Origin of the sequence: Thalassotalea sediminis, assembly GCF_030295915.1 — a bacterium.
Taxonomy (GTDB): Bacteria; Pseudomonadota; Gammaproteobacteria; order Enterobacterales; family Alteromonadaceae; genus Thalassotalea_C; species Thalassotalea_C sediminis.
Map to the genome: position 1 here is coordinate 2,691,959 of NZ_AP027361.1, position 24,823 is coordinate 2,716,781.

Below are 24,823 nucleotides of genomic sequence, written 5' to 3' on the forward strand. Positions count from 1 at the left end.
TTGTCAATCAAAAAGCTTATTTAGCTTCCGGATTCATAATATCCTTGAAGCTAGACTTTTTGTCTTTAACTTTTGCACCAGCAAGTAAAACATCAACCGCTTGCTCTTCAAGCGCAACATTTTGCATTTGCTGATTCATTTCTTGATTAGACTTATAGTATTCAATGACTTCTTGCGGATCTTCATAGGCAGAAGCAGCAGATTCAATCAATTCATTAACTTTTGCTTCATCTACTTTCAATTCATTTTGCTTGATAACTTCACCAAGCAATAAGCCTACTTTTACGCGGCGTTCAGCTTGTTCTTGGAACATTTCTGCCGGTAGTTCAGGTAAGTTTTTAGGGTCCATTTGACCACCAAAACGTTGTAGCGCTTGTTGACGAAGTACATCAATTTCTTGAGCCACTAACGACTGAGGTAAATCTACAGTATTAGTTTCAAGTAAACCATTAATCACTTGCTCTTTAACCTTAGCTTTTATCGCTTGGTTAAGTTCACGTGTCATGTTTTTGCTTACTTCATCACGAAGTGCTTCTACACCACCATCTTCAACACCGAAAAGCTTAGCAAATTCATCATCTATCTTAGGTAACACTGGACCTTCAGTCTTGTGTACTTTGATATCAAATTCTGCTTCTTTACCTTTCAGGTTTTCTGCATGATAATCATCAGGGAAAGTCACAGAAATAGTTTTCTCTTCATCAACCTTCATACCTGTAATTTCTTTTTCAAAACCTGGGATCATACGACCTGCACCAAGTTCTAATTCGAAACCTTCAGCTTTACCACCTTCAAACTCTTCACCGTCTACACGGCCTAAGAAATCGATGGTTAACTTATCGCCTTTCTTAGTTTTACGTTTGTTTTCTTTCCATGTTTGGTGTTGCTTTTGTAACGTAACAAACATTTCATCAACGTCTTTCTCTGTTACTTCAACATCAGGACGTTCAACAGAGATTTTGTCTAAATCTTTCAATTCAACTTCTGGGTATACTTCAAAAGTTGCTTCAAATTCTAAATCTTTGCCATCTTCATTACTTTTAGCAACAAATTGAGGACGCCCCGCTGGGTTAATTTTTTCGGCAACAATCGCTTCCACGAAGTTACGTTGCATGACTTCACCCGCGATCTCTTGACGAACTGCTTTGCCATAACGCTTTTGAATAACTGACGGCGGCACTTTACCAGGACGGAAACCATTGATCTTTTGTGTTTTCGCAATATGGCGAAGACGGTTTTTTACTTCAACGTCTACTTTTTCTGCAGGAACTGAAATCGTTAACTTACGTTCCAAGCCTTGTGTAGTCTCAACTGAAACTTGCATTTACATACCTCAATATTTAGTACTTTTTAGTACTTTCAATAATGCATCTATATTCTGAGCAACAAGCAATTCTTGTTGTTCGAAACCTATACCGTATGACTAGCTAGGCACGAATTTAATCCGAATCAAAGATGGATAGATTAAAAATAATGACGCGAAATTATAGCGGCGCTTTTAGCTAGAGTCGAGAGTTCAAAGCAATTAATTTTTAAGCAGCATGAAAAAATTGCATTAATTACCTCAAAACCAAGGAAAAATAAGGCTAAAACGGTATTAAATTAGTAAGTAGAGGTACGCGAAATATTTCAATTTACCGAAACAATTTGTATTTTGAGCAATATTATTGATAGTTATTAGCTAACTTGAAGAAATAATTTATAGGTAAGTGGTCATTGAGTTTTGTATATAACAAAGCTGAAATGACAAAAACGGCAATGTATAAATAAGGTAAATAAAACAACAGATGAAACACCATTAATGAATGATTAAATGGATTTTAAGAGCGGTTTTAAGGCTTAGTAGCTAAGATCTCATCTTACTCAAAATGTTGGAAGTAAAAGAAGGTTGTTGAGGTATATTTCGAAATAGAGAAAGTGGTCGGTGATACAAGATTATTCCGTACATCCTGTACTTCCCCCTTCGGGCCGCACTTTGTGCGTTCAAAATTGTTCCTGACAATTTTATCGAATTGCTTCGCAAGATCTCATCTTACTCAAAATGTTGGAAGTAAAAGAAGGTTGTTGAGGTATATTTCGAAATAGAGAAAGTGGTCGGTGATGCAAGATTCGAACTTGCGACCCCTTGGACCCAAACCAAGTGCGCTACCAAGCTGCGCTAATCACCGACAAAAGATGGGGTGGCTAATGGGACTTGAACCCACGACAACCGGAATCACAATCCGGGGCTCTACCAACTGAGCTATAGCCACCACAGAAATGGCACGCCCTGTAGGAGTCGAACCTACGACCCACGCCTTAGAAGGGCGTTGCTCTATCCAGCTGAGCTAAGGGCGCACATGACCTACAAGTGCGTTTTTAAATATTACACTAATATGCAAAATTTAAAAGTGGTCGGTGATGCAAGATTCGAACTTGCGACCCCTTGGACCCAAACCAAGTGCGCTACCAAGCTGCGCTAATCACCGACTTTTTTGTTAAAAACACGCTTGCTTTCAACGGGTGCGGATATTACCGAGTTGCCGTTTGCTCGTCAAACGTTTTTTAATAAAAATTACGTGTTCGGTCACTTTTACAGCAAAGCATGGGTAATAAGTGCGTAATTGTATAAAAAAGTATCATTAAACCGCCTTTTAACGAATTGTTAATTCCTTATAGCTAATGAATACAATAAATCAACAAATTGCACCTACACCTACAAAGTAAAATATGCGAAAATATTGTCGTTTTTAATCTAACCTTTCTAGGAACTATGACTGCATCTCTTATTGACGGCAAAAAAATTGCCCAAGAACTTAGATCTTCTGTAAAAACCAAAGTAGAACAGCGAGTTTCGCAAGGGCTACGAGCACCCGGTTTAGCGGTAATTTTAGTAGGCAAAGATCCAGCTTCAGAAGTATATGTTGGCAGCAAACGACGTGCTTGCGAAGAAGTCGGCTTTGTTTCTCGCTCATATGATTTACCAGAAACGACCTCTGAAGATGAATTATTGTCATTAGTAAGGGAATTAAATCACGATGACGATATCGACGGTATTTTAGTACAATTACCCTTACCTGAAGGTTTAGATGCAAATTTAGTAATAGAAACTATCGCGCCACACAAAGATGTTGACGGTTTTCATCCTTCAAATGTTGGTAAATTAGCATTAAGACAACCAGGGCTTAGACCTTGCACACCTAAAGGTATTATGACGTTATTTGAATCAACGGGCGTTCATCCACATGGTTTAGACGCGCTTGTTGTTGGCGCATCTAATATTGTTGGTCGACCGATGACTTTAGAGTTATTACTGGCCGGTTGTACTGTCACCACCACCCATCGTTTCACCAAAGATTTAGAATCAAAAGTACGTAACGCTGATTTATTGGTTGTTGCGGTTGGCAAGCCGGCTTTTATTCCAGGTGATTGGATAAAAGAAGGTGCTATTGTCATTGATGTGGGTATTAACCGCTTAGAAAATGGTACCTTAGTGGGTGATGTAGAGTTTGATGTAGCGAAACAAAAAGCTGCGTTTATTACGCCAGTACCTGGTGGTGTTGGCCCAATGACTGTCGCCAGTTTAATTGAGAATACACTTATTGCATGTGAAGAGTTTAGTAACACGTAAAAGACAAATTGCAATAAAAAAGGCTTGGATAGCAATGTCCAAGCCTTTTTTAATATTCACGCAAAAAGCAATAAAGTTAACCTTTGCGCCACGTTGTTTTACCGGCACTATCTTCTACAATAATATTCATTGCTTTCAACTTATCTCGAGCTTCATCTGCAAGCGCCCAGTTTTTATCAACACGTGCTTGGTTGCGCTGCGCAATTAACGCTTCAACTTCTGCTGTTTCATCATCATTCCCACCTTGTAAAAAGCTAGCAGGATCAAGTTGAAATAAGCCAAGCACATTACCTAGTGCTTTTAAGCTACCTGCCAGATATACACTTTCATTAGAACTGAGTTCATTTTTCGCTATTAAACTTTTTGCATGATTAAGTTGCTTAGCTAAATCAAATAACACTGATAACGCTTGTGGGGTATTAAAATCATCATCCATGGCTTTAATAAAGCTAACGACATGTGGTGATGATTTATCGAGTTGAAAATCAGCTGGAATATCAACATCGCGTAATGCAGTGTAAATACGTTCAACAGATGCACGTGCTTGTTCTAGGTTTTCTGTAGAGTAATTGAGTTGACTGCGGTAATGGCCTGTTGTTAAGAAAAAGCGTGTTGTTTCAGCGTCATACTTTGCAAGTACATCACGAATAGTAAAGAAGTTACCTAAAGATTTTGACATTTTCTCTTGGTCAACCTGTACCATACCTGTATGCATCCAGTAGTTCACATAAGGAGTATCTAACGCACAGCAGCTTTGTGCGATCTCGTTTTCATGATGTGGAAACTGTAAATCTGAGCCGCCTCCATGAATATCAAAGTGTTTACCTAATTCTTTAGCATTCATTGCAGAACACTCAATATGCCAACCCGGTCGACCTGCCCCCCAAGGAGAATCCCAACTTGGCTCTTCTGGTTTGGCAGACTTCCATAACACAAAATCTAAAGGATTGCGTTTTGTCGTATCTATATCAACACGTGAGCCAGCTTGTAATTGTTCTAAGTTTTGACCACTTAACTGCCCATATTCAGGAAAACTAGAGACATCGAATAATACATCGCCACTTTCAGCAACATATGCATGCTTTTTGGCAACCAATGAATCGATCATTTCAATAATTTCAACCATGTGAGTTGTTACACGAGGTTCTAAATCAGGGCGTAATATGTTTAATGCATCAAAGTCTTCATGCATATAACCAATAGTTCGCTCAGTAAGCGCTTCTGGTGTTTCATTATTTTCAAGCGCACGTTTAATGATTTTATCTTCAACATCGGTAATGTTACGTACATAATTAACATCGTAACCTGAAAATCTTAAGTACCGAACAATATTGTCAAAACTAATATATGTGCGAGCATGGCCAATATGACATAAGTCATAAACCGTACAACCACAAACATACAACCCTACTTTACCTTGGTTAATTGGGGTAAATGTTTCCTTTTCACGGGTAAGTGTATTGTACATCTGTAACATGAGGTTTTCTGACTCCTAATAGGCAGGTTTATTTAAGCTCCGGCATTGTAACCGAACTCCGTATTATAATCACCACTTCCCTTTACAGAATCAACCATTAGGTTACAATCCCTGCACAAACTTTATTAGAGATAGAAATATGATCACTTTTCAAACTTCTTTAGGCGATATAAAAATTGAATTGAACTTCGATAAAGCGCCTGTTACTGCAAAAAACTTCGAACAATACGCTAAAGATGGCTTTTACAACGGCACTATTTTTCATCGCGTTATTAAAGGTTTTATGGCGCAAGGCGGTGGTTTTGCTTCAGGTATGGAAGAAAAAGAAAGCGGTGAAAGTATTGAAAATGAAGCAAACAATGGTTTATCAAATGAACGTGGCACCTTAGCAATGGCACGTACGCAAGATCCTCACTCGGCATCAGCACAATTTTTTATTAACTTAACTGATAATGACTTTCTCGATTTTAAAAACGAAACAGTTCAAGGTTGGGGCTATTGTGTATTTGGTAAAGTGATTGAAGGCATGGAAATTGTTGACAAAATGACACTAGTTGAAACTGGCCGCTTTGGTTTTCATGATGACGTACCAAAAGATGAAATTATAATTAACAACACAATTGTTGAATAATATTAGCTAACGTATGTCGAATATTACATATTTTATTGCCGACTTACATTTAGCAGAAGACAGGCCGGATATTACGGCCTGTTTTTTGTCGTTTCTAAAAAAAGATGCACCTAACGCAGAAACGCTCTATATTTTAGGCGATTTGTTTGAGTATTGGATCGGCGACGATGATAACGCTCCGTTAGTAACGCAGATTGCGCAAAGCCTAAAAGCGCTTAGTGAAACAGGCACCACGATTTACTTTATTCAAGGTAATCGTGACTTTTTATTAGGTAAACGTTACGCAAAACGTTGTGGTATGACTTTATTGCCAGACATTACCACGATTGATTTATACGGCGAAAAAGCAGTAATCATGCATGGCGATACTTTATGTACGCGTGATGTGGAATACCAAGCTTTCAGAAAAAAGTCGCGTAGCTGGTGGTGGCAAGCAATCATTAAAAGCTTACCATTATTTGTTCGGCGAAATATTGCGCAAAACTACCGTAAAAAGAGTGCCCTTTCAACATCGATGAAATCACAAGACATCATGGATGTTACCCCTATAGAAGTCATCAATTGTTTAAAAAGGTATCAATCACAATTACTCATTCATGGTCATACGCATCGCCCTGCAACACATGAAATAACCGTGAATGGCAAGCCAGCAAAGCGAATTGTATTGGGTGACTGGTATGAACAAGGCTCTATTTTATATGTAAGTCCCGACAACATTACGCTAGAAAACCTACCCTTTAGCTGTTAACTGAGTCCGCCGGTATTCCTGAATGAAACTTAAAGTCTTCGTCAGGTGAATTAATAAGATCTGCTTCTATTTTACCGAAAAACGCTATTCGGTCTGAAATATCTTTACCGGCAATTTCTTCTGCTAGTGTTAGGTAGTCTTGATAATGACGAGCCTCACTGCGTAACAGTGAAACATAAAAATCCCCTAAACGTTTATCAACATGAGGAGCGAGCTTTGCAAAACGTTCACATGAACGTGCTTCAATATATGCGCCAATAATTAACTTATCAATTAATGTTTCTGGTTCATAAGTTCTTACATTGCAAATTAGTCCTTTCGCATATCGTGCGGGCGTGATACTGCGATATCCAATATCATATTCATCCATAATTTCTAATACTTGATAAAAATGGTGTAACTCTTCCTTTATCAATAACACCATCTTGTCGATCAGATCTTGTCCGTATGGCGAATTAGATTTAGGTAGAACCGATTTTGACAATTTATTCTTTTCAGCTAACTCTCGCCAGTTACCTTCTCGACGATATATAAATTGTTCAAACGGCTGTAACCAAGCTAATAATGCATCACCACTTTCTTTATCAACAGCATATTTTCGAATCAGGTACATTGCACTTTGCGCGGCCTTTAGTTCGCAAATCAAGTGATCAATCAAAACCATTGATAAGCTCTCTGGTTGAGCAGCCTTCTCAACCCATGCCTTAGGTGTCGATGTTAATAAAAAACCGTTAATTGGCGCAAGTAGCTCTTCATAAGACATATATAACTGTCACCTTTAAATTAAAATCGACGGTATTCTAAAAGCTCAAAGCGTGAGATACTAGTAATTAGACTCATATCACATCAAATAATCGCATTATGGCAAACAAAGCAATTAAAAAGTTACTCGATAACCACAAGCAACTCATTCATAGTGAAGGCATAAAAGTCGTTTCTCACGTGCAACGAGAAGAAGATGAATGGATATTAAATACAATAATGCTTGAAAATATTGATGTACCGTTTAAATACAAACGAAAAAAACAGTACCGTTCACTTACGGGACAGCAAGTAAACGTTACATATTACCCTGATTCTGAAACAATCGCTGGCTTTGAAATGGAAATAATGAGCATCGTCCGTATTAAAGTTACTTAGATAGATAACCACCTATATTTTTCTTATTTATTTTAATTATAACAAAAAGCAATTTGCTATAATTTTCGTATATTTTTCATTCTATTCTTGACTATATCTTCAACATCTTTCATAAATAACATATCAGCAATAAAAATAATAACGTTGATCACACACGCTAGCGGATAAAAATTATAAATACGCACAAGGCGATTTTGGGGACAGAGCAAGAGGATATAATTATGATCTTAAATCATATTTGGGGGCTATATGCTCATCCAAAAGAAGAATGGCATACTATTGAAAAGCGTCACGAGAGTTTACTTTACAGCCTAGTACACATCTTAACAGTTGCACTTATTCCTGCTATTTGCAGCTATTTTGCAGCAGCCCATATTGGCTGGTCTATTGGCACAGGATCTGTCATCAAATTAGGTGAATCTAGTGCTATGGCAATGTCAGTGGCAATGTATTTAGGCATTGTTGTTGGTGTGTTTGCCTTGGCATATTTGATCCAGTGGATGGCGGTTACCTTTGACGCCACACCTGACTTTACGCAATCACTTGAGCTAGCAGCATATACTGCAACACCATTATTAATGGTTGGATTAACGGCGCTTTATCCTGTGCTTTGGTTTGTCACTATCGCAGGATTAGCAGCATTGTCATATTCAGTTTACCTACTCTACTCAGGCATTCCTATTATGATGAACATTCCTGAAGAGAAAGGATTTATTTATTCAAGTTCAGTAGTAACATGCGGCTTAGTGTTACTCGTTGCATTAATGGCAATAAGTGCCATTATGTTTAGCATGGGCTTTAACTCAGAATATATTGTTTAACACAATATTCCTCATACAAAAAAGGCACCTTGCGGTGCCTTTTTCATCATATAAAATGTCTGGTCCTAAAAGTGTAAACTCTTGTCAGAACGACACAAACTTAAGAACCTTCATTGTGCATATCAATTATTGAGTCTGCATTTTTATCTGATTGTTCTTTTACTTCGTTATTACGTAATGCATCGAGCTTTTCTAAGTAACCTTGATCAATATCGTTGGTGATGTATTGGCCATTAAAAACTGACGTTTCAAAGTTCTTAATGTCAGGATTTGCAATTCTAACTGCAGCTTCTAAATCTTCAATTGACTGAAAAATAAGCTTATCAGCACCAATTAGTTGACAAATATCTTCTAACTCGCGCCCATGAGCAATCAATTCATTTGCACTAGGCATATCAATACCATATACATTAGGAAAGCGTATTTCAGGTGCGGCCGAAGCGAAATATACTTTTTTAGCACCCGCTGCACGGGCCATTTCAATAATCTGCTCTGACGTAGTACCACGTACAATAGAGTCATCAACCAAAAGTACATTTTTACCTGCAAACTCAGCGCCAATCGCATTCAACTTACGACGAACCGACTTTTTACGTTGTTCTTGCCCCGGCATAATAAACGTACGACCAATATAACGGTTTTTAACAAAGCCTTGTCTATAAGGAAGGTCTAACGTTTGCGCTATTTGTAAAGCCGTATCACATGATGTTTCAGGAATAGGGATCACAACATCAATATCTTCATCAGCCCACTCTTTAGCGATTTTAGCACCAAGTTTAGTACCCATTTCAACACGAGAACCGTAGACTGATATTTTATCAATCGCTGAGTCAGGACGAGCAAAATATACGTATTCAAAAATACACGGATTAAAACTCGGATTTTCTGCACATTGCTTACTGTGAAGCTGACCATCTTCAGTAAAGAAAATCGCCTCTCCAGGTGCGACATCACGCACAAACTCGAAGTCATTAGCATCAAGTGCCACTGACTCTGATGCGATCATATACTCTGTGCCCTTTTCAGTTTCACGTTTACCAAAGACTAAAGGACGAATCCCTTTTGGATCACGAAACGCCACCATACCATGACCAATGATAAGCGCTACACTAGCGTATGCCCCTCTAACTCGTTTATGAACATTGGCAACAGCAGTGAAAATATCATCAGGTGTTAAATCTAAACCACCAATATGCTGAATCTCATGTCCGAGAATATTCAATAACAATTCAGAGTCAGACGTAGTGTTTACATGACGACGTGCTTCTTTAAATAACCAATCCTTTAGCTCTTCAGCGTTGGTAAGGTTACCGTTATGAGCAAGTGAAATACCAAAAGGAGAATTGGCATAAAAAGGTTGAGCTTCTGATGAACTCGACGTACCGGCAGTTGGATAACGAATATGGCCAATACCAATATTGCCTTGAAGTCTTAACATATGACGAGTGTGAAATACGTCCTTCACTAAACCGTTTGCCTTTCTCAGCCTAAAGGTATTATCGTTAATCGTCACGATACCTGCAGCGTCCTGACCACGATGCTGAAGAACCGTTAAGCCATCATATAATGATTGCCCAACCGGTGTATTACCAACAATGCCAACTATACCACACATGTAGTTTTCCCCGATGTTTTAAACTTGCTGTAAAAAACTGGATGACTCTTTGAGATATTCAAAAAACCATTCAATGATTAATGTAAATTCTGGTATCAATAGAGAACTTTTCCACCATTCGCTTGATGGTGAAGGTGTAAACGCATCCATAAAAAATAAGATTGCACTACAAACTAATACACCTCTTAATGCGCCAAACACTAGACCTAACAGACGATCTGTACCTGAGAGCCCAGTTTTGGTCACCAGCTGGCTAATCACATAATTAACAATGGCACCTAAAATTAAGGTGGTGATAAATAGAATAGCAATAGATGCACCGTTGCGGAGCATTTGATCGGAAATATTTGTTAATAGTGTGGCGAGTTTGGGATAAAAAGAACTGGCTATAAAGAAGGCACTGATCCAAACAACTAACGAAATTGCTTCTTTAACAAACCCTCTAATAAGGCTTATCAGTGTTGAAATACCTATGACTGCCAAAATGGCATAGTCTACCCAAACCATAAATTACGTGTCTCATCGATTAGAGGCGCGCATTCTACCAGAACACGCACTAAGATCACTAACATTTTATTATTTTGTTGGCTGAAACTTGGCAATTTTTCCTTGCACTTTTGTTAACTCTTTAAGTGCTGGGAGCTTTTTCTCTAAACTCGACTTTACGAGTTCAGGACCAATAAATACTTTGGTTAATGTACCACTTTTCGTTTTTATCGGTTTCGTAAATACCGTATAACCCGCCGCCTTTAGTTTACGAGAAAGATCTGCAACGTTCTTTTTATGACGAAAACTTCCTAATTGTATTACCCACGCTTGCTCTTCGGTTATTTTCTCTGGTAACACGGCAGCCTTGGTAATGGGTTTAGCTGGAGCAGCGTCTACCTTGTTATTTTCTTCAGCAGGTAAATTACTTTCCTTATTTAGCGCTTCTACTTGTTTAGCATCATCAATGGCAACTTCTTCACTTTCTTGTTGCTTGGGTAAATGCGCAATTTTTTCAGCATCAATCGATTGACTTTCTGGTTTAAAGTCTACTTGTGGAGCCAATGGTATCTTTTCAAACTCTTCTTGATACGTTTGTTTCTCGCCGTCGAGTAAGTCAGGTAAAAAGATAATCGCTACCGCCGCAACAATAACGGTTCCAACTAATCTATTTTGAAAAGGTGTAGACAAATTAACTCCTATCTAACAATGCTTTAACTTTGGCAACCGTAAAAAAGGAACCAAAAACTAAAATTAGATCATTATTTTTTATGTTTGACGATGCCATTTTAAAGCCCTCTATGACGTTGTCAAAAGTTAAAACGTTATGTTGTTGAAAATGTTGAGCAAGGTCAGCACTGCTCGCCCCTCTTGGCACATCATCAAGACTCGCTAAAAACCACTGTTTAACGATCGGTAGTAATGGCTTGATGGTATTTTCAATATCTTTGTCTGCTAACATACCTAAAACGGCATAAACATTTCCACAAGGATAATTAGCGACAATATCCGCTAAATAGCGGGCAGCCAATGGGTTGTGCCCAACATCCAGCATAATATCGCATTCTCGACTTATTACTTCTGTTCGACCTGCGACTTTCGTTTGTTTAATAAGTTTAGAAATGTTACTTGCCGATAGAGGGTATTCCAGTAACTGCAGTACTTGTAACGCTGTCGCTATATTATCACGAGGTATATGGCCTTCTGGTAACTCTCGTAACGCAATACCTTTACCTATCCATTGCCAACCAGTTGTACCGTCTGAAATTGAAAAATCTGTATTACGGCAATAAAGTATACTTTCTGTATTTTTTGCATGTTCTAATACTGATTTTGGGGGATTAGTATCTCCAACAACTACTGGTTTGCCTTTTCTGATTATACCTGCTTTTTCATAGCCAATTGACTCTCTATCGTTCCCTAAGAAAGCCTGATGATCTAAGTCTACCGTCGTGATCACGGCAATATCAGCATCAATAATATTCGTTGCATCAAGCCTGCCGCCAAGGCCTACCTCTAAAATAATGTACTCAGGAGCTTGTGCTTGCAAAATCGTTAATGCAACTAACGTTGTATATTCATAATATGTTAATGATATATCACCTCTACAGGCTTCTATCTGTTCAAACCCTGCAACAAGAGCTTGGTCGTCAATATCTTGTTTATTAATCCGTAAACGTTCATTAAAGCGGTTAATATGCGGTGATGAATAAACAGCAACAGACATATGTTCTGCACACAATGCGTTTTCAAGAAACGCGCACGTTGTACCTTTACCGTTAGTACCTGCAACAGTAATAACCGTTGAGTTTTCAAAGGCAATTGATAACCTGTTGGCGACTTCACTGATACGTTGCAATCCCATATCAATTTCAGTTGCATGAATACGTTCAATATAAGAAAGCCACTCATCGAGTGAACGATTAGAGTGGCTTAAATCAATGCTTTTCATAGATTAACTAGCTAGCTCTTAACTCTTGGTGAGTGAACTTAGCAAGCAATCTTGCAAGTGTATCTCGCATATCTCGACGATTAACAATCATGTCTATTGCGCCTTTTTCTAGCAAAAATTCACTGCGTTGGAACCCTTCTGGTAATTTTTCACGTACTGTTTGTTCAATTACACGTGGACCAGCAAAACCAATTAATGCCTTTGGTTCTGCAACATTTACATCACCTAACATCGCTAAACTTGCCGATACTCCACCCATTGTTGGGTCAGTGAGTACCGAAATATACGGTAAACCTTTTTCACGCATTTTAGCTAACGCTGCACTTGTTTTTGCCATTTGCATCAATGAAAACAAGGCTTCTTGCATGCGAGCTCCGCCACTTGCAGAAAAACACACTAATGGTATTTCGTGTTCAAGGCAATATTCAGCAGCTTTCACAAAACGAGCACCGACAACAGATGCCATCGAGCCACCTAAAAATGAAAATTCAAATGCTGCAGCAACGATTGGTAAACCATGGAGCTCACCTTTCATAACAACAAGTGCATCTTTTTCGCCTGTCGCTTTTTGGGCTGCAGCAATTCTATCTTTGTATTTTTTAGAGTCTTTAAACTTTAATTTATCTTGCGGTTCTAAATCAGCACCTAATTCTATACGCTCACCAGCATCTAGAAAATGTTCTATTCTCTTACGTGCTGAAATACGCATGTGATGATCACACTTAGGACAAACAGACAAAACACGTTCAAGTTCCGCTTTATATAACATTGCGTTACAAGAAGTACATTTTGCCCATACCCCTTCAGGTATATTGCGTTTTTGCGAGGTTTTCGCTTTTGGGAGAATCTTTTCAATCCAGCTCATAGTTTCACTTTCATCAATGCTTGAATTTTGTTTATATAATAAACAGTTATACGACTAACCGTCAAAACGGTGTTTAACCCGTAATTAGAGCATAATATAAGGCCGTTTGAATATAAAAAACTGGTCTGCCCTGTATATTATGACTTTTAACCAAATAATAAAGGCCCTATGGGGCGCTCTGGTAATTGGTATTTTTCCGGATACGTAACGTCGACAAAGTATAAACCATTAGCCGGTGCGGTCATACCTGCAACACATCTATTTTTTGCAGCCAAGACATCTGCTATCCACGATACTTGTTCTTGCCCCCTACCAACGCGTAATAAACTTCCGGTAATATTGCGAATCATGTGATGTAAAAAAGCATTACCTTTAACATCAATAATCACATATTGTCCTTGTCTTGATACATTGCAATGTTCAATTGTGCGAACCGCAGTTGGCGCTTGACAATGAACCGTGCGAAAACTGGTAAAATCATGTTCACCAACTAAAATCTGCGCTGCCTGATGCATTAGCGATTCATCGAGTGGATAGTGAATAAAGGTTAAGCCTCGAGAAAACACTGCTGGCCTTAATGGATTATTATATATGATATAGCGATATCGACGAGAGGTAGCCCCGAAACGAGCGTGAAAAGAATCATCGACTGTTTTAACCCAAGTAACGGCGATATCCGAAGGAAGACTCGTATTGACACCTAATGTCCAGGCAACATCTTTTCTAATCATATTAGTATCAAAATGTACCACTTGATTTGTCGCACTCACGCCTGTATCAGTTCTTCCAGCACAAACGACTTCAATAGGCTCATTAGCGACATTAGATAATGCTTTTTCCAACATTTCTTGCACACTACTAACATTTTTTTGACGCTGCCAACCACAATATTGGCTGCCATCATATTCAATACCTAGTGCAATTCGCATACTTAAAAAACCGACATTATGTTAATTCAAAATCGCCGCGGATTATCTACTATTTTGCGAATAAAATACAGCGGACTATTTAGGGCCTTTTGGTTTTTCGAGATTAAATGTCTTTCGAACTAACCACTTTTTGTCATTTATACGTCATTATCGGTTTTTCATGTAGAAAATCACACACTAAAAGAAATGCCCAGTCTAAATACCAATAAACTCCTGTAAAAAATAACGCGAAAGATCAACAGCATTAAATAATCGCCATTTATAAAGATAGACTGATTTAAAAAACCTGATTATTATTAATACTCAATCTAGGATTATCAGGCAAAGGAATGGATAATTTTAAACTTTCAATTAGACTTCAAAAATTTAGCAAGTACAGCCTTTATTTATTTCTATTCACACCATTTTTTTCAACACATTCAATTGCTAAAACATATAGCGTCGCTGGTGTTTGGGAAGGAGCTTATCACGCTAATTCAAAGGACGTTAGATTTGTCTCAGTTAGAAGTCCAGATGGTTTTTTCTTTACAAGAAGTGATTATTACGAAGAAGGTGTTGTGACTCATTGGGTAGAAAACTATGGATTGTGGGGACAAACTAGTGGTGAGTATTGGACAACTATCTTTCTTGTAGAGACAAAAGATAACAGTCGCTTTTTTAGTAAGTGTAAATTTCCAAAGCCTGTTTATACCATCAAATCGAATAAAGAAGGCAAATTAGCCTATGTATCTAAATTCGACAACCAAGCGTTTATAGCAACTAAAAAAATTGACGTTGATAGTACTCTTGCAAAGATGAAGCTTAGTATTGAAGAAGCAAAGCATAGAATAGATGTATTAAAGAATAGATGTAAAGAACAGCTAAGTGAGACTTAAAAAATTTAGAGGAAACAATTCAATTGATAGCGTTAAAATTAAGCTTTACGGAAAAATCCCCCGAATAAAAGATCATCACTTCCATAGGAAGAGGTTTACGAACGAACAAGAAAAATGCCGCAAGACGCGGCATTATTTCATCTTACACATTAGCACAACGAACTAACCTTTATACAAATACTTACCTGTTGCGTTTATTCTAAACTTTCCAATAACTGTTGCGCTTCGTATTGTTGATCTGCGTCGCCTAATTTAACAACATCTTGTAGAATAACTTCAGCGTTCTCATTATCGCCAATTTCAATATAGACCTTTGCTAAATCAAGTTTTGCTGCAACGCCACTATCATCATCTTCGTCGACATCAATTTGATTTATATCGTTTGTAAACTCAGGAAACTCTCCTAAACCAACGTCAATGTTAGTTTTGTCATAAGGTTCATCTTCTTCATTACCATCTGACAAAGTATCTGAAATAAGGTCATCAACGGAAATAAAGTCATCATCGCTGTTAACATCTTTAGTTGATTCTGCACTTACATCGTAACTCTTATTCTCTGTATCGACTTTTTCCGTTGAAAGATTATTTTCTTCTGATACTTCGGCCCCCTCTTCTTCGATATTAGCCAATAGCTCATCAAAATCTAGATTGTCGAGTTCTTCTATATCATCGAGTTCTTTTGCTTCAACTGTCTCTTGTTGTTCCTTGTGCTCATCATCAGCGAGCAAATCAGCAAGTACGTTGCTGTCTGTAAAATCAGGGGTGATTTCAACTGCTTCTGATCCTTCGCTTTCGTCATTAAGTAATTCAGAAAGTGCTGATTCATCAAAATCAGCATTTAAGTCGGCGGCTAGCTCTTCATCGATTTCGTCAGTTGATACCTGTTCCGCTTTTTCAATTCCCGCATCTAGTTCATCACCTATGTCTAAAGGCTCATCTTCGGACAGAGCACCACTATCTTGTGCGACTTCTGCAAGTAAATCATCGATATCTAAATCTTCATCACTCGCCAAGTTATCATCGGCTTTTATATCTTGCGGGTTTGATTGCTCTGCAGATGATTGTTCTTCGGCTAACAATGCCTCTATATCGATATCATCTACTTCAACATTACTTGTCGTACTGGTTTCTTCGTTTAATTGAGCTTCATCGGCTAGATCACTTAAATCTACCGTTAAAAACGACTCAACGTATTCATCTGAAAAGTTATCAATCAGCGCTTTAGTATCTTCTTCCTGCGTTTCCTGTTCATCAAGTTTAGTTTGTTCCGCTGACTCCTCTTCTTCTGGCGCTGTGCTTTCTGATTCAGGTGTAGCTGCCATTGAATCCATTAAGGCATCAATATCATCTGGGTCGCTTAATTCTGCCGTCAAGTCTTCTTCTTGTGCCTGTGCAGCTTTTTCTGGCTCTGTACTCTCTGATTCTGGTGCAGCTGCCATTGAGTCCATTAAGGCATCAATATCATCTGGGTCGCTTAATTCTGCCGATAAGTCTTCTTCTGGTGCTTGTGCAGCTTTTTCTGGCTCTGTGCTTTCTGATTCAGGTGTAGCTGCCATTGAGTCCATTAACGCATCAATATCATCTGGGTCGCTTAATTCTGCCGATAAGTCTTCTTCTGGTGCTTGTGCGGTTTTTTCTGGCTCTGTACTTTCTGATTCAGGTGCAGCTGCCATTGAGTCCATTAACGCATCAATATCATCTGGGTCGCTTAATTCTGCCGATAAGTCTTCTTCTGGTGCTTGAGCAGCTTTTTCTGGCTCTGAACTTTCTGATCCAGATGTAGCTGCCATTGAATCCATTAACGCATCAATATCATCTGGGTCGCTTAATTCTGCCGATAAGTCTTCTTCTGGTGCTTGTGCAGCTTTTTCTGGCTCTGAACTTTCTGATTCAGGTGTAGCTGCCATTGAGTCCATTAACGCATCAATATCATCTGGGTCGCTTAATTCTGCCGGTAAGTCTTCTTCTGGTGCTTGTGCGGTTTTTTCTGGCTCTGTACTTTCTGATTCAGGTGCAGCTGCCATTGAGTCCATTAACGCATCAATATCATCAGGATCGCTTAATTCTGCAGATGAATCGTCAACGGATGCTTCATTTGCTTGCGCTGTTTCTTGGCTTTCTGACGCTGGTTCCGTTGCCATTGAATCCATTAATGCATCGATATCATCTGGATCACTAAGCTCAATGTCTTCTGATATTTCAACAATTTCTTCATCGGAATCAATTGCGTTATTGTCACCTTCATCAACAGAATTGCTGTCGCTTTCTTCTACTTCGCTTTCATCGTCATCTAAATTGGCAAGTAAAGAATCTAAATCACCTTGGTCTAATTCATTACCTTCCAATGTTTCAGGCTCATCTTCGCTCTCTTCGAGCGAAATCTCTTCTAAATCATCTAAGTCGCCAAGATCGTCTAAATCATCAAGACTATCATCGAGGTGAATAACGTCATCATCAAGTAACTCTTCACTTAGTGGCTCTAAATCATCATTAAATAACGCATCGTCATCTGAACTCGTTTCACCTTCTGACAAGTCAATCGATAATTCATCATCAAGCGACAACTCATCGTCTAAAGACAATTCATCGTCAAGTGACAACTCACTATCTAATGATAATTCGTCATCCGAAGTTGCTTCAGATTGGTCGTTTACAGCTTCTTTTACAGGTGCTGCTGCTTGTTCTTCAACAGCAGCTTTAGCTGGTTGCTTTTGTTGTTTTTTACGTAAGAAGAAAAATGCTAAGCCTCCAATTAACGCGATAGGCAGTCCCAAACCTAATGCTAAAAACCAAGGACTATTAATAAAACTAGCATTGGCTTCTTCTAACGCTTGCTGTGCTTGCAATCTTGCTTGTTCTTCCGCTTCAACTTTGGCTAACAAAGTTTGTAGTAGCGTAATAGTTTGTTGCTGCTGAACTTCTACGTCTTTACTTTTCGCCACTTCTTCTTTCATGCTACTAAGTTGATCAGTAAAACTATTTAGCTTTTGTTTGAGTTGTTCGTTTTCTCTAAGGATCGCTTGTAGTCCATCAATGGAATCAAGCACATCATTTTGAATCGTTTCTAAACGTAGTTGTTGAGATTTTTCGTAAGTTTGTAACTGATCGTTAATTTCACTTTTCGCTTGATCTAAATCTTTTTTCTTAACCGATTGCTCCGTTGGTTTTACAACTTTAGGTGGCGCAGTTACTTTTTTATCCCAAGCTGAGTCATCTTGTTCAGATTTCTGTTTAGCAACAGTAGGGTTAATACGTGCAATTTCTTCGACTGATGGCAATTGTAGATATTGCCCATCAATCATATGATTTAAATTACGATCTTTAAAAGCCTGAGGGTTTTTTTCATATAGCGCTTGCATAACTTGATAAACGGAATAACTAGGATCAGGGCGTACTGTTAATGCAATATTCCACAAGGTATCTTTTGACGTTATTGGGCCATATTGTTCATAGCGATAAGTGTCGGTACTTTTTGGTCCACGAATGCGAATACCGCCCTCTTCTTCAGCAAAAGATGGCATGCTCATTGAGCTAATGCTTACCAAGATTACCTGCCACAGGCACAGGCGTAATAATCGTTGCATTAAGATTTCCTAGCTATTGTTATTGTTTGCCAAATGTTTGGCGCTTCCAACTAATTAAAATACAAAGCAAAATTTATTCCAATACGGATTTTAAACCATTGCCTAGTTGGATGATATGTTTTTACATCCCTTTTTATAACAAAAAAACTCGTCGTTAACTATAACGACGAGTTTTTATTTTTCTTTAATAAATCTTAAGCTTAGCTTAAATGTTCTTTCACGAGTAATTCTGCAATTTGAATACTATTCGTTGCAGCACCTTTACGAACATTATCTGCCACTACCCAAAGGTTTATACCATTAGGGTGGCTAATATCTTCACGGATGCGGCCAACAAATGTCGCATCTACGCCGCTTGCTTCACCTATTTGTGTTGGAAAGTCTTCATCTTTATCACAAACTTCAACACCTTCAGCTGACGCTAACAATTCTTTAACTGCTTCTGCCGATATTTGCTCTCGTGTTTCAATGTGGATCGCTTCTGCATGCCCAAAAAATACTGGCACACGCACAGCTGTAGGGTTAACACGAATAGTGTCATCACCCAAAATTTTATTTGTTTCCCACACCATCTTCATTTCTTCTTTCGTATAACCATTGTCTTGGAATACATCAATTTGTGGAATAACATTGAATGCAATTTGACGTGAAAACGCCTTCGGTTCAATTGGTTTGCCACTTAACAAATCAGCACATTGTTTTGCTAACTCATCCATGGCTTCCTTACCTGCTCCCGAAACTGATTGATAAGTACAAACATTAATACGTTCAATACCAACGGCTTGGTGAATTGGCTTAAGGGCAACCATCATTTGAATAGTTGAACAGTTAGGATTAGCGATAATATTGCGATTACGATAGTCAGCTAATGCATCAGGATTTACTTCTGGTACGATCAATGGAATATCATCTTCATAACGAAACTCTGATGTATTATCGATTACTATACATCCTGCTTCACCAGCGATTGGAGCAAATTTAGCGGAAACAGAACCACCAGCTGAAAAAAAGCCGATTTGAGCTTGGCTGAAATCAAAGGTATCGGCATCAATTACTTCGATACTTTCACCGTTAAACTCTACAAATCCACCCGCTGAACGAGCACTTGCTAATGGGTAAAGTTTGTTTACAGGAAAATCACGTTGCTCTAATAACTCAATAATTGTTTTGCCTACTAACCCTGTCGCACCTAATACGCATACATCAAATTTCTGTGCCATAGCTTACTCTCTTCTCCTCTGTTTATTCTTAACTAAAACCAAGTTGTTTCACTTGGGCTTCTGCTTGTTTATCACTCATCTTCACTTCTGTTGCCGAAAATTCCCTGCGAGCTGGGTAAGTTTTTCTTATAAAATCAAAGCCATGATTGCAAACTTGTTGACGAAAAATACCATCATCTCGTCTAACATCATAAACCATCTTTACCACTTGATTTAACAACACTTGATTTAGTTTACCATGCAGCTCCATCTTACCGATTGTTGATTTAGGTAACAAGCTAGCAAGTGATTGATTGGGCGTTTTATTTAATTGCTCACATAGTGCCAAATAAAGCATTTCTGTGCCACGAGCTTTTCCTTCTAAGCTATAACCAGCTATATGCGCTGTCGCTATTTCACAAAAAGGGATAAGTGCTTGCTCTATGTCCGGTTCATCTTCCCAAACGTCTAATACAAGTTTAGTTGCCATTCCGGCATTCTTTAATGCTAATAACGCTTTATTATCAATAACTTCTCCACGACATGCATTGATTAATATTTGACTGTCAGTCAATCTAGCCAATACCGCACTATCAAACATATGATAAGTTGGGCATTCACCGGACATTGTTTTGGGTACATGTAAAGATATCACGTCGCAATTCAGAATATCTTCAAAGCTAGAAAATTCGCGTGAGTCAGTTTCACTTGCTGCCAAAATCGGATCATATAATTTATGCTTAATACCTAGTGCCGTTAGCTTTTCACTCAGTCGGCTTCCTGTATTACCCGCACCAACAATACCAACAGTTCTATCAAATATTGAAAAACAATAACGCTCAGCTAATACAACTAACGCTGATAATACATATTCTGCAACAGATATCGCATTGCAGCCTGGTGCTGAACTAAAGGCAATATTTTGGCTTTGTAAATAAGCTTGATCTATGTGATCGACACCTATCGTCGCTGTGCCAATAAAAGATATATTAGGACTGTTTTGCAACAAGTCGTGGTTCACATCAGTGATAGATCTCACTAATAATACATCAGCATCAACCAATGTATCAGCCTTTAGTGCTCTGCCATTAAAGGGCTTTAACTGACCAAACTCACCAAAAAAATCAGCTGCATATGGCATGTTTTCATCGTAATAAATTTTCATAAGCAATATATAAAGAAAAAGCCGCTAACTCACGTTAACGGCTTTTTATCTGAACCGTTATTAGAACTATTTATATTTCTTCATTAATAAGGTTGCGTTTGTGCCGCCAAAACCAAAGCTATTCGACATTGCTAGGTTAATCTCTTGTTGGCGAGTCTCAGTAACAATATCTAAACCTTGTGCTTGTTCATCAAGTGTTTCTACGTTAATCGAAGGAGCAATAAAGTTATTTTCCATCATTAACAAAGTATAAATGGCTTCATGAACACCTGCTGCACCTAAGGCATGCCCAGTCATTGCTTTAGTTGCGCTAATTGCCGGTGACTTTTCACCAAACAATTCTTGTATTGCACCAAGTTCTTTGACATCACCTACAGGTGTTGATGTACCGTGAGTATTTAAATAATCCACATCACCCTCAACACCATGCATCGCTTGTTGCATACAACGTACTGCACCTTCACCACTCGGCGCGACCATGTCATAACCGTCGGAAGTTGCACCATAACCAACTATTTCAGCATAAATATGTGCGCCACGTGCTAACGCGTGCTCTAACTCTTCAACAACAACCATACCGCCGCCGCCAGAGATAACAAAACCATCGCGATCAGCATCGTAAGTACGTGATGCTTTATCTGGTGTGTCGTTATATTTTGTTGATAACGCCCCCATAGCATCAAACATCATGGCTAATGACCAATCAACTTCTTCACCACCACCTGCAAATACAATATCTTGCTTGCCTAGTTGAATGAGCTCTGCTGCATTACCAATACAATGAGCAGAAGTTGCACACGCTGAACTAATTGAATAGTTAACCCCTTTAATTTTAAAAGGCGTTGCTAAGCAAGCAGAACAAGTACTTCCCATTGTTTTTGGCACAGCATATGGACCAACGCGCTTAACACCTCGTTCACGAATCGTGTCTACTGCAGTAACAATATTTGCCGAAGATGCGCCACCAGAACCTGCTACAATACCTGTACGAAAATTAGAGACTTGTTCTTCTGTTAGTTTTGCGTCGTCAATTGCTTCTTGCATTGCTACATAGGCGTAACCTGCAGCATCTCCCATAAAACGAAATGCTTTACGGTCAATATGATCTTTAGCGTTTAAAGTTGGGTTACCCCAAACTTGGCTGCGTAAACCTTGTTCTTCAAAGCTCTCTGATTTAGTAATGCCTGAACGACCCGCCTTTAAAGACGCTGTCACTTCTTCAGCATTATTACCAATACTCGATACGATACCTAATCCGGTGATCACTACACGTTTCATTTAAATAACCATCTTAAATTTAGAAATTCGGGCGTATGATACAGACTTTTTACTATTAAACTGGTCTGTCCAGCGTACACTTGTACACTGAATTTTTTCAAATCATGACAAAAGCCCTAAAGTAAAGGTAAAATATAACGCGTATGCCAATAAAATTACAGTAAAATTAACGTGAGAAACAAGAATAAAATCCACTTTCAAAATGATGGTTCACCCTATAACGAACATTTTGATGATATCTATTTTGATACTGGAACTGGATACCTACAAAGCGAACAAGTCTTTATTGAAGGTAATCAACTTAAAGATACACTGCTAAATGAACAGGACACCGTAACCATTGGGGAAACGGGGTTTGGCACTGGGCTTAATTTTCTGCTAACCATGAAACTCTATGCTGAGTTAAAAGCGTCTCACCTGTTACCTAAGATTCATTTTATTACGACCGAAAAGTACCCGTTAACGCTACTACAATTAAAGAAGTCTTTGGCATGTTTACCTCGCCTAGCTTCATGGAGTGAACTGCTCATCGAGCAATACCCAACCGAGCTTTGTAATAACACAACCTTATCGTTTTTTGATGGGAAAATTACCCTGTCGATAATGCTAGGCGATGCAGTAAAAAGCTTCAAAACATTAACATGCCAAAAACTCGGATTAATTGATGTTTGGTATTTAGATGGATTTTCACCAACTAAAAACCCTGAAATGTGGAGAGATGATTTATTTCAGGAAATGGGCCGCTTATCTAGACCAGAAGCAAGCGTAGCAACTTTCACGGTTGCAGGTATCGTAAGAAGAGGGTTAATAGAAAACGGGTTTCGTATCAAACGTATTGCGTCGGGCGGAAAGAAAAAAGAAATACTAGTAGGAAAATTTCAGCAAAGTACGCGCTTAGGTAAAAGTTACCAATTAAGACCTCTACGCACTAAACCACAACACGTTTCTATTATAGGTGGCGGTATTGCAAGCGCATGCCTAGCTTTTAACTTAATTCAACAGGGTATAAAGGTAACGTTATATTGCAAAGATGAGCAGCTAGCACAAGGAGCTTCAAGCAATAACATCGGTGCTTTGTACCCTTTAATACACCAAAAACGTGATGAACTAAGTGTTTTTTATCAACAAGCACTTCAACATGCACGCCATTTTTATCAGTCAATTATAAATAAGGGTGCTCTGTTTTCGTATGACTGGTGTGGGTTACTGGAGCTCTCATTTAATGATAAATTACGAAAACGGCAGCAAGGTATTGTTGCATCGGAAAACTGGCCTACTAGCCTCATTCAAAGTTTAAATGCTCAAGAGGCTAGCCAAAAGTCGGGGCTCGGTTTAAAAAATGGTGGCCTATTTATTCCCGACGCTGGATGGCTTGCCCCCCAAAGTGCCACTCAAGAAATTTTTAAACTATTGCAGAATACTGGATTATTAAAAGTAAAATTAAACGTTGATATCGAACAGTTAGTTCAATTAGAACGCGGAAAATGGCAATTAAACAGCAATAAAGGCAAGCTATATGCGTCTAACGTAGTTATTGCCGCTGGTGCTGATTCGATTAAGTTAAAGTCGCTCGCAGACTTGCCACTACAACCAGTCAAAGGTCAAGTAAGTGTATTATCATCTAACCCAGAGGTTAACCCACTCTCAACAGTTATTTGTCATAAAGGCTATTTAACGCCTGCAGATAGTAATATGCATTGTATTGGCGCTACGTTTGATAAAAATAACACATCAATAGAAACAGACGAGCAGGCAGATCAATACAACCTATCGATGTTGAATGAAGCGATGGGTACACAATTTGGTTGGCAAACTAAAGATATTAAAGCGAGTAAAGCAAGAATTAGATGCATGACGCCCGATCACTTGCCAATTGCAGGACCAATGGCTGATGTAACGTTATACCCTGCGCTATTTTCACATTTAGCAAAAGACAAAAATTGGCGCTATCAAACACCTGCACCGTTTTTAGAAAACTTATATGTTATGACAGGATTGGGTGCTAGAGGTATATGTTCTTCGCCACTGCTTGCTGAAATATTAACTGCAGATATATGCGGCACACCATACCCAGTCAATAATCAAATGCTTTTTAGTTTATCAAGCAATAGGTTTGTAATACGTGATATTATTAAACGAAAAATAGCGCTCTAACCGACTGCCTCTGTTATGGCGCTATTTTCGAGACCAACGTTTGCCAATACTCTTTAACGATTTGGCGATCATCCGGCGAAAGCTCTTTTTTCGACGCATGCATACTCGCGCTAACATGCTCAATGAGTGCAGATGAAATTTCTTGGCTTTCATCACCAAATTCACTGGCAGATAATGAAATAAAACCTCTAATATAGCTGGAAGCAAATAAATCATCGCTCGTTGCATCTTGCTCTGCAAGTTGATCAAAGTATTGATACAGATCAGTTAAATTTTTTATTTTCACAAATACTCT

General features: G+C 38.6%; 21 protein-coding genes and 4 tRNA genes. 7 read left to right on the plus strand and 18 right to left on the minus strand.

Translation table 11 applies throughout. The features are described from left to right. Window positions 1-16: 16 nt before the first annotated feature. The 5 genes from tig to QUE09_RS12415 all read right to left on the minus strand — a co-directional run bounded on the left by tig (window position 17) and on the right by QUE09_RS12415 (window position 2,468). Window positions 17-1,324: a trigger factor gene (gene tig / locus QUE09_RS12395; protein ID WP_286233074.1), complete on the minus strand. Its 1,308-nt coding sequence runs from the start codon at window positions 1,322-1,324 to the stop codon at window positions 17-19. A 767-nt stretch (window positions 1,325-2,091) separates the two neighbouring features. Continuing rightward, window positions 2,092-2,168 (minus strand) — tRNA-Pro (locus QUE09_RS12400). An 8-nt stretch (window positions 2,169-2,176) separates the two neighbouring features. Further along, window positions 2,177-2,252 (minus strand) — tRNA-His (locus QUE09_RS12405). 8 nt (window positions 2,253-2,260) lie between these two features. Then, a tRNA-Arg gene (locus QUE09_RS12410) sits at window positions 2,261-2,337 on the minus strand. A gap of 54 nt (window positions 2,338-2,391) precedes the next feature. Continuing rightward, window positions 2,392-2,468: transfer RNA gene (locus tag QUE09_RS12415), tRNA-Pro, on the minus strand. A 284-nt stretch (window positions 2,469-2,752) separates the two neighbouring features. Here QUE09_RS12415 and folD point away from each other — a divergent pair. Beyond that, window positions 2,753-3,610 (plus strand): bifunctional methylenetetrahydrofolate dehydrogenase/methenyltetrahydrofolate cyclohydrolase FolD, encoded by an 858-nt coding sequence (gene folD / locus QUE09_RS12420; protein WP_286233075.1) that lies wholly within the window; start codon window positions 2,753-2,755, stop codon window positions 3,608-3,610. A 76-nt stretch (window positions 3,611-3,686) separates the two neighbouring features. Here the strand turns inward: folD and cysS are convergent, their stop codons facing one another. Next, window positions 3,687-5,087, minus strand: coding sequence for a cysteine--tRNA ligase (cysS, locus tag QUE09_RS12425; RefSeq protein ID WP_286233076.1), 1,401 nt, complete (start codon window positions 5,085-5,087; stop codon window positions 3,687-3,689). Window positions 5,088-5,226: 139 nt separating this feature from the next. Here cysS and QUE09_RS12430 point away from each other — a divergent pair, with 139 nt between their 5' ends. Both QUE09_RS12430 and lpxH read left to right on the plus strand, forming a co-directional pair. Then, window positions 5,227-5,718 carry a peptidylprolyl isomerase gene (locus tag QUE09_RS12430; RefSeq protein WP_286233077.1) on the plus strand — a complete coding sequence of 164 codons (492 nt, stop codon included), beginning with the start codon at window positions 5,227-5,229 and terminating at the stop codon, window positions 5,716-5,718. A gap of 13 nt (window positions 5,719-5,731) precedes the next feature. Further along, window positions 5,732-6,466: a UDP-2,3-diacylglucosamine diphosphatase gene (gene lpxH, locus QUE09_RS12435; protein WP_286233079.1), complete on the plus strand. Its 735-nt coding sequence runs from the start codon at window positions 5,732-5,734 to the stop codon at window positions 6,464-6,466. Here lpxH and miaE read toward each other — a convergent pair. Next, window positions 6,456-7,229, minus strand: coding sequence for a tRNA isopentenyl-2-thiomethyl-A-37 hydroxylase MiaE (gene miaE / locus QUE09_RS12440; protein ID WP_286233080.1), 774 nt, complete (start codon window positions 7,227-7,229; stop codon window positions 6,456-6,458). The two genes, lpxH and miaE, sit on opposite strands and share 11 nt — an antisense overlap. 98 nt (window positions 7,230-7,327) lie before the next feature. On the opposite strand from miaE, the gene QUE09_RS12445 reads away from it, so the two are divergent. Next, the gene (locus QUE09_RS12445) at window positions 7,328-7,606 is read left to right on the plus strand and encodes an immunoglobulin domain-containing protein (RefSeq protein ID WP_286233081.1); all 279 of its coding nucleotides are present in this window, start codon (window positions 7,328-7,330) and stop codon (window positions 7,604-7,606) included. A gap of 221 nt (window positions 7,607-7,827) precedes the next feature. Continuing rightward, the gene (locus tag QUE09_RS12450) at window positions 7,828-8,427 is read left to right on the plus strand and encodes a Yip1 family protein (RefSeq protein ID WP_286233082.1); all 600 of its coding nucleotides are present in this window, start codon (window positions 7,828-7,830) and stop codon (window positions 8,425-8,427) included. Between the two features lie 100 nt (window positions 8,428-8,527). Here QUE09_RS12450 and purF read toward each other — a convergent pair whose 3' ends face one another. The 6 genes from purF to truA form a co-directional block, all read right to left on the minus strand. Continuing rightward, a complete protein-coding gene (gene purF / locus QUE09_RS12455) occupies window positions 8,528-10,042 on the minus strand; it encodes an amidophosphoribosyltransferase (RefSeq protein ID WP_286233083.1) in 1,515 nt (504 codons plus the stop codon). A gap of 18 nt (window positions 10,043-10,060) precedes the next feature. Further along, window positions 10,061-10,549 (minus strand): CvpA family protein, encoded by a 489-nt coding sequence (locus QUE09_RS12460; RefSeq protein ID WP_286233084.1) that lies wholly within the window; start codon window positions 10,547-10,549, stop codon window positions 10,061-10,063. Window positions 10,550-10,618: 69 nt separating this feature from the next. Continuing rightward, complete coding sequence (locus QUE09_RS12465; RefSeq protein WP_286233085.1) at window positions 10,619-11,218, minus strand: SPOR domain-containing protein; 600 nt, start codon at window positions 11,216-11,218, stop codon at window positions 10,619-10,621. Between the two features lies 1 nt (window position 11,219). Further along, window positions 11,220-12,479 carry a bifunctional tetrahydrofolate synthase/dihydrofolate synthase gene (folC, locus tag QUE09_RS12470; protein ID WP_286233086.1) on the minus strand — a complete coding sequence of 420 codons (1,260 nt, stop codon included), beginning with the start codon at window positions 12,477-12,479 and terminating at the stop codon, window positions 11,220-11,222. Between the two features lie 7 nt (window positions 12,480-12,486). Next, the gene (gene accD / locus QUE09_RS12475) at window positions 12,487-13,344 is read right to left on the minus strand and encodes an acetyl-CoA carboxylase, carboxyltransferase subunit beta (RefSeq protein WP_286233087.1); all 858 of its coding nucleotides are present in this window, start codon (window positions 13,342-13,344) and stop codon (window positions 12,487-12,489) included. A 146-nt stretch (window positions 13,345-13,490) separates the two neighbouring features. Further along, on the minus strand, window positions 13,491-14,273 hold the full coding sequence (gene truA / locus QUE09_RS12480) for a tRNA pseudouridine(38-40) synthase TruA (protein WP_286233088.1): 783 nt from the start codon (window positions 14,271-14,273) through the stop codon (window positions 13,491-13,493). A gap of 329 nt (window positions 14,274-14,602) precedes the next feature. Here truA and QUE09_RS12485 point away from each other — a divergent pair, with 329 nt between their 5' ends. Next, on the plus strand, window positions 14,603-15,148 hold the full coding sequence (locus QUE09_RS12485; RefSeq protein WP_286233089.1) for a hypothetical protein: 546 nt from the start codon (window positions 14,603-14,605) through the stop codon (window positions 15,146-15,148). 194 nt (window positions 15,149-15,342) lie between these two features. On the opposite strand, the gene QUE09_RS12490 is transcribed toward QUE09_RS12485, so the two are convergent. From QUE09_RS12490 to fabB, 4 genes are all read right to left on the minus strand, one after another. Beyond that, window positions 15,343-18,732 (minus strand): FimV/HubP family polar landmark protein, encoded by a 3,390-nt coding sequence (locus QUE09_RS12490; RefSeq protein ID WP_286233090.1) that lies wholly within the window; start codon window positions 18,730-18,732, stop codon window positions 15,343-15,345. A 200-nt stretch (window positions 18,733-18,932) separates the two neighbouring features. Further along, window positions 18,933-19,952: an aspartate-semialdehyde dehydrogenase gene (locus QUE09_RS12495; protein WP_286233091.1), complete on the minus strand. Its 1,020-nt coding sequence runs from the start codon at window positions 19,950-19,952 to the stop codon at window positions 18,933-18,935. Window positions 19,953-19,980: 28 nt separating this feature from the next. Then, window positions 19,981-21,096 carry a 4-phosphoerythronate dehydrogenase gene (locus QUE09_RS12500; protein WP_286233092.1) on the minus strand — a complete coding sequence of 372 codons (1,116 nt, stop codon included), beginning with the start codon at window positions 21,094-21,096 and terminating at the stop codon, window positions 19,981-19,983. 66 nt (window positions 21,097-21,162) lie between these two features. Beyond that, a complete protein-coding gene (gene fabB / locus QUE09_RS12505) occupies window positions 21,163-22,374 on the minus strand; it encodes a beta-ketoacyl-ACP synthase I (protein WP_286233093.1) in 1,212 nt (403 codons plus the stop codon). Between the two features lie 171 nt (window positions 22,375-22,545). Between fabB and mnmC the strand changes: the two genes are divergently transcribed. Next, window positions 22,546-24,528: a bifunctional tRNA (5-methylaminomethyl-2-thiouridine)(34)-methyltransferase MnmC2/FAD-dependent 5-carboxymethylaminomethyl-2-thiouridine(34) oxidoreductase MnmC1 gene (gene mnmC / locus QUE09_RS12510; protein ID WP_286233094.1), complete on the plus strand. Its 1,983-nt coding sequence runs from the start codon at window positions 22,546-22,548 to the stop codon at window positions 24,526-24,528. Between the two features lie 13 nt (window positions 24,529-24,541). On the opposite strand, the gene QUE09_RS12515 is transcribed toward mnmC, so the two are convergent. Continuing rightward, a complete protein-coding gene (locus tag QUE09_RS12515) occupies window positions 24,542-24,814 on the minus strand; it encodes a YfcL family protein (protein WP_286233095.1) in 273 nt (90 codons plus the stop codon). Window positions 24,815-24,823 lie beyond the last annotated feature (9 nt).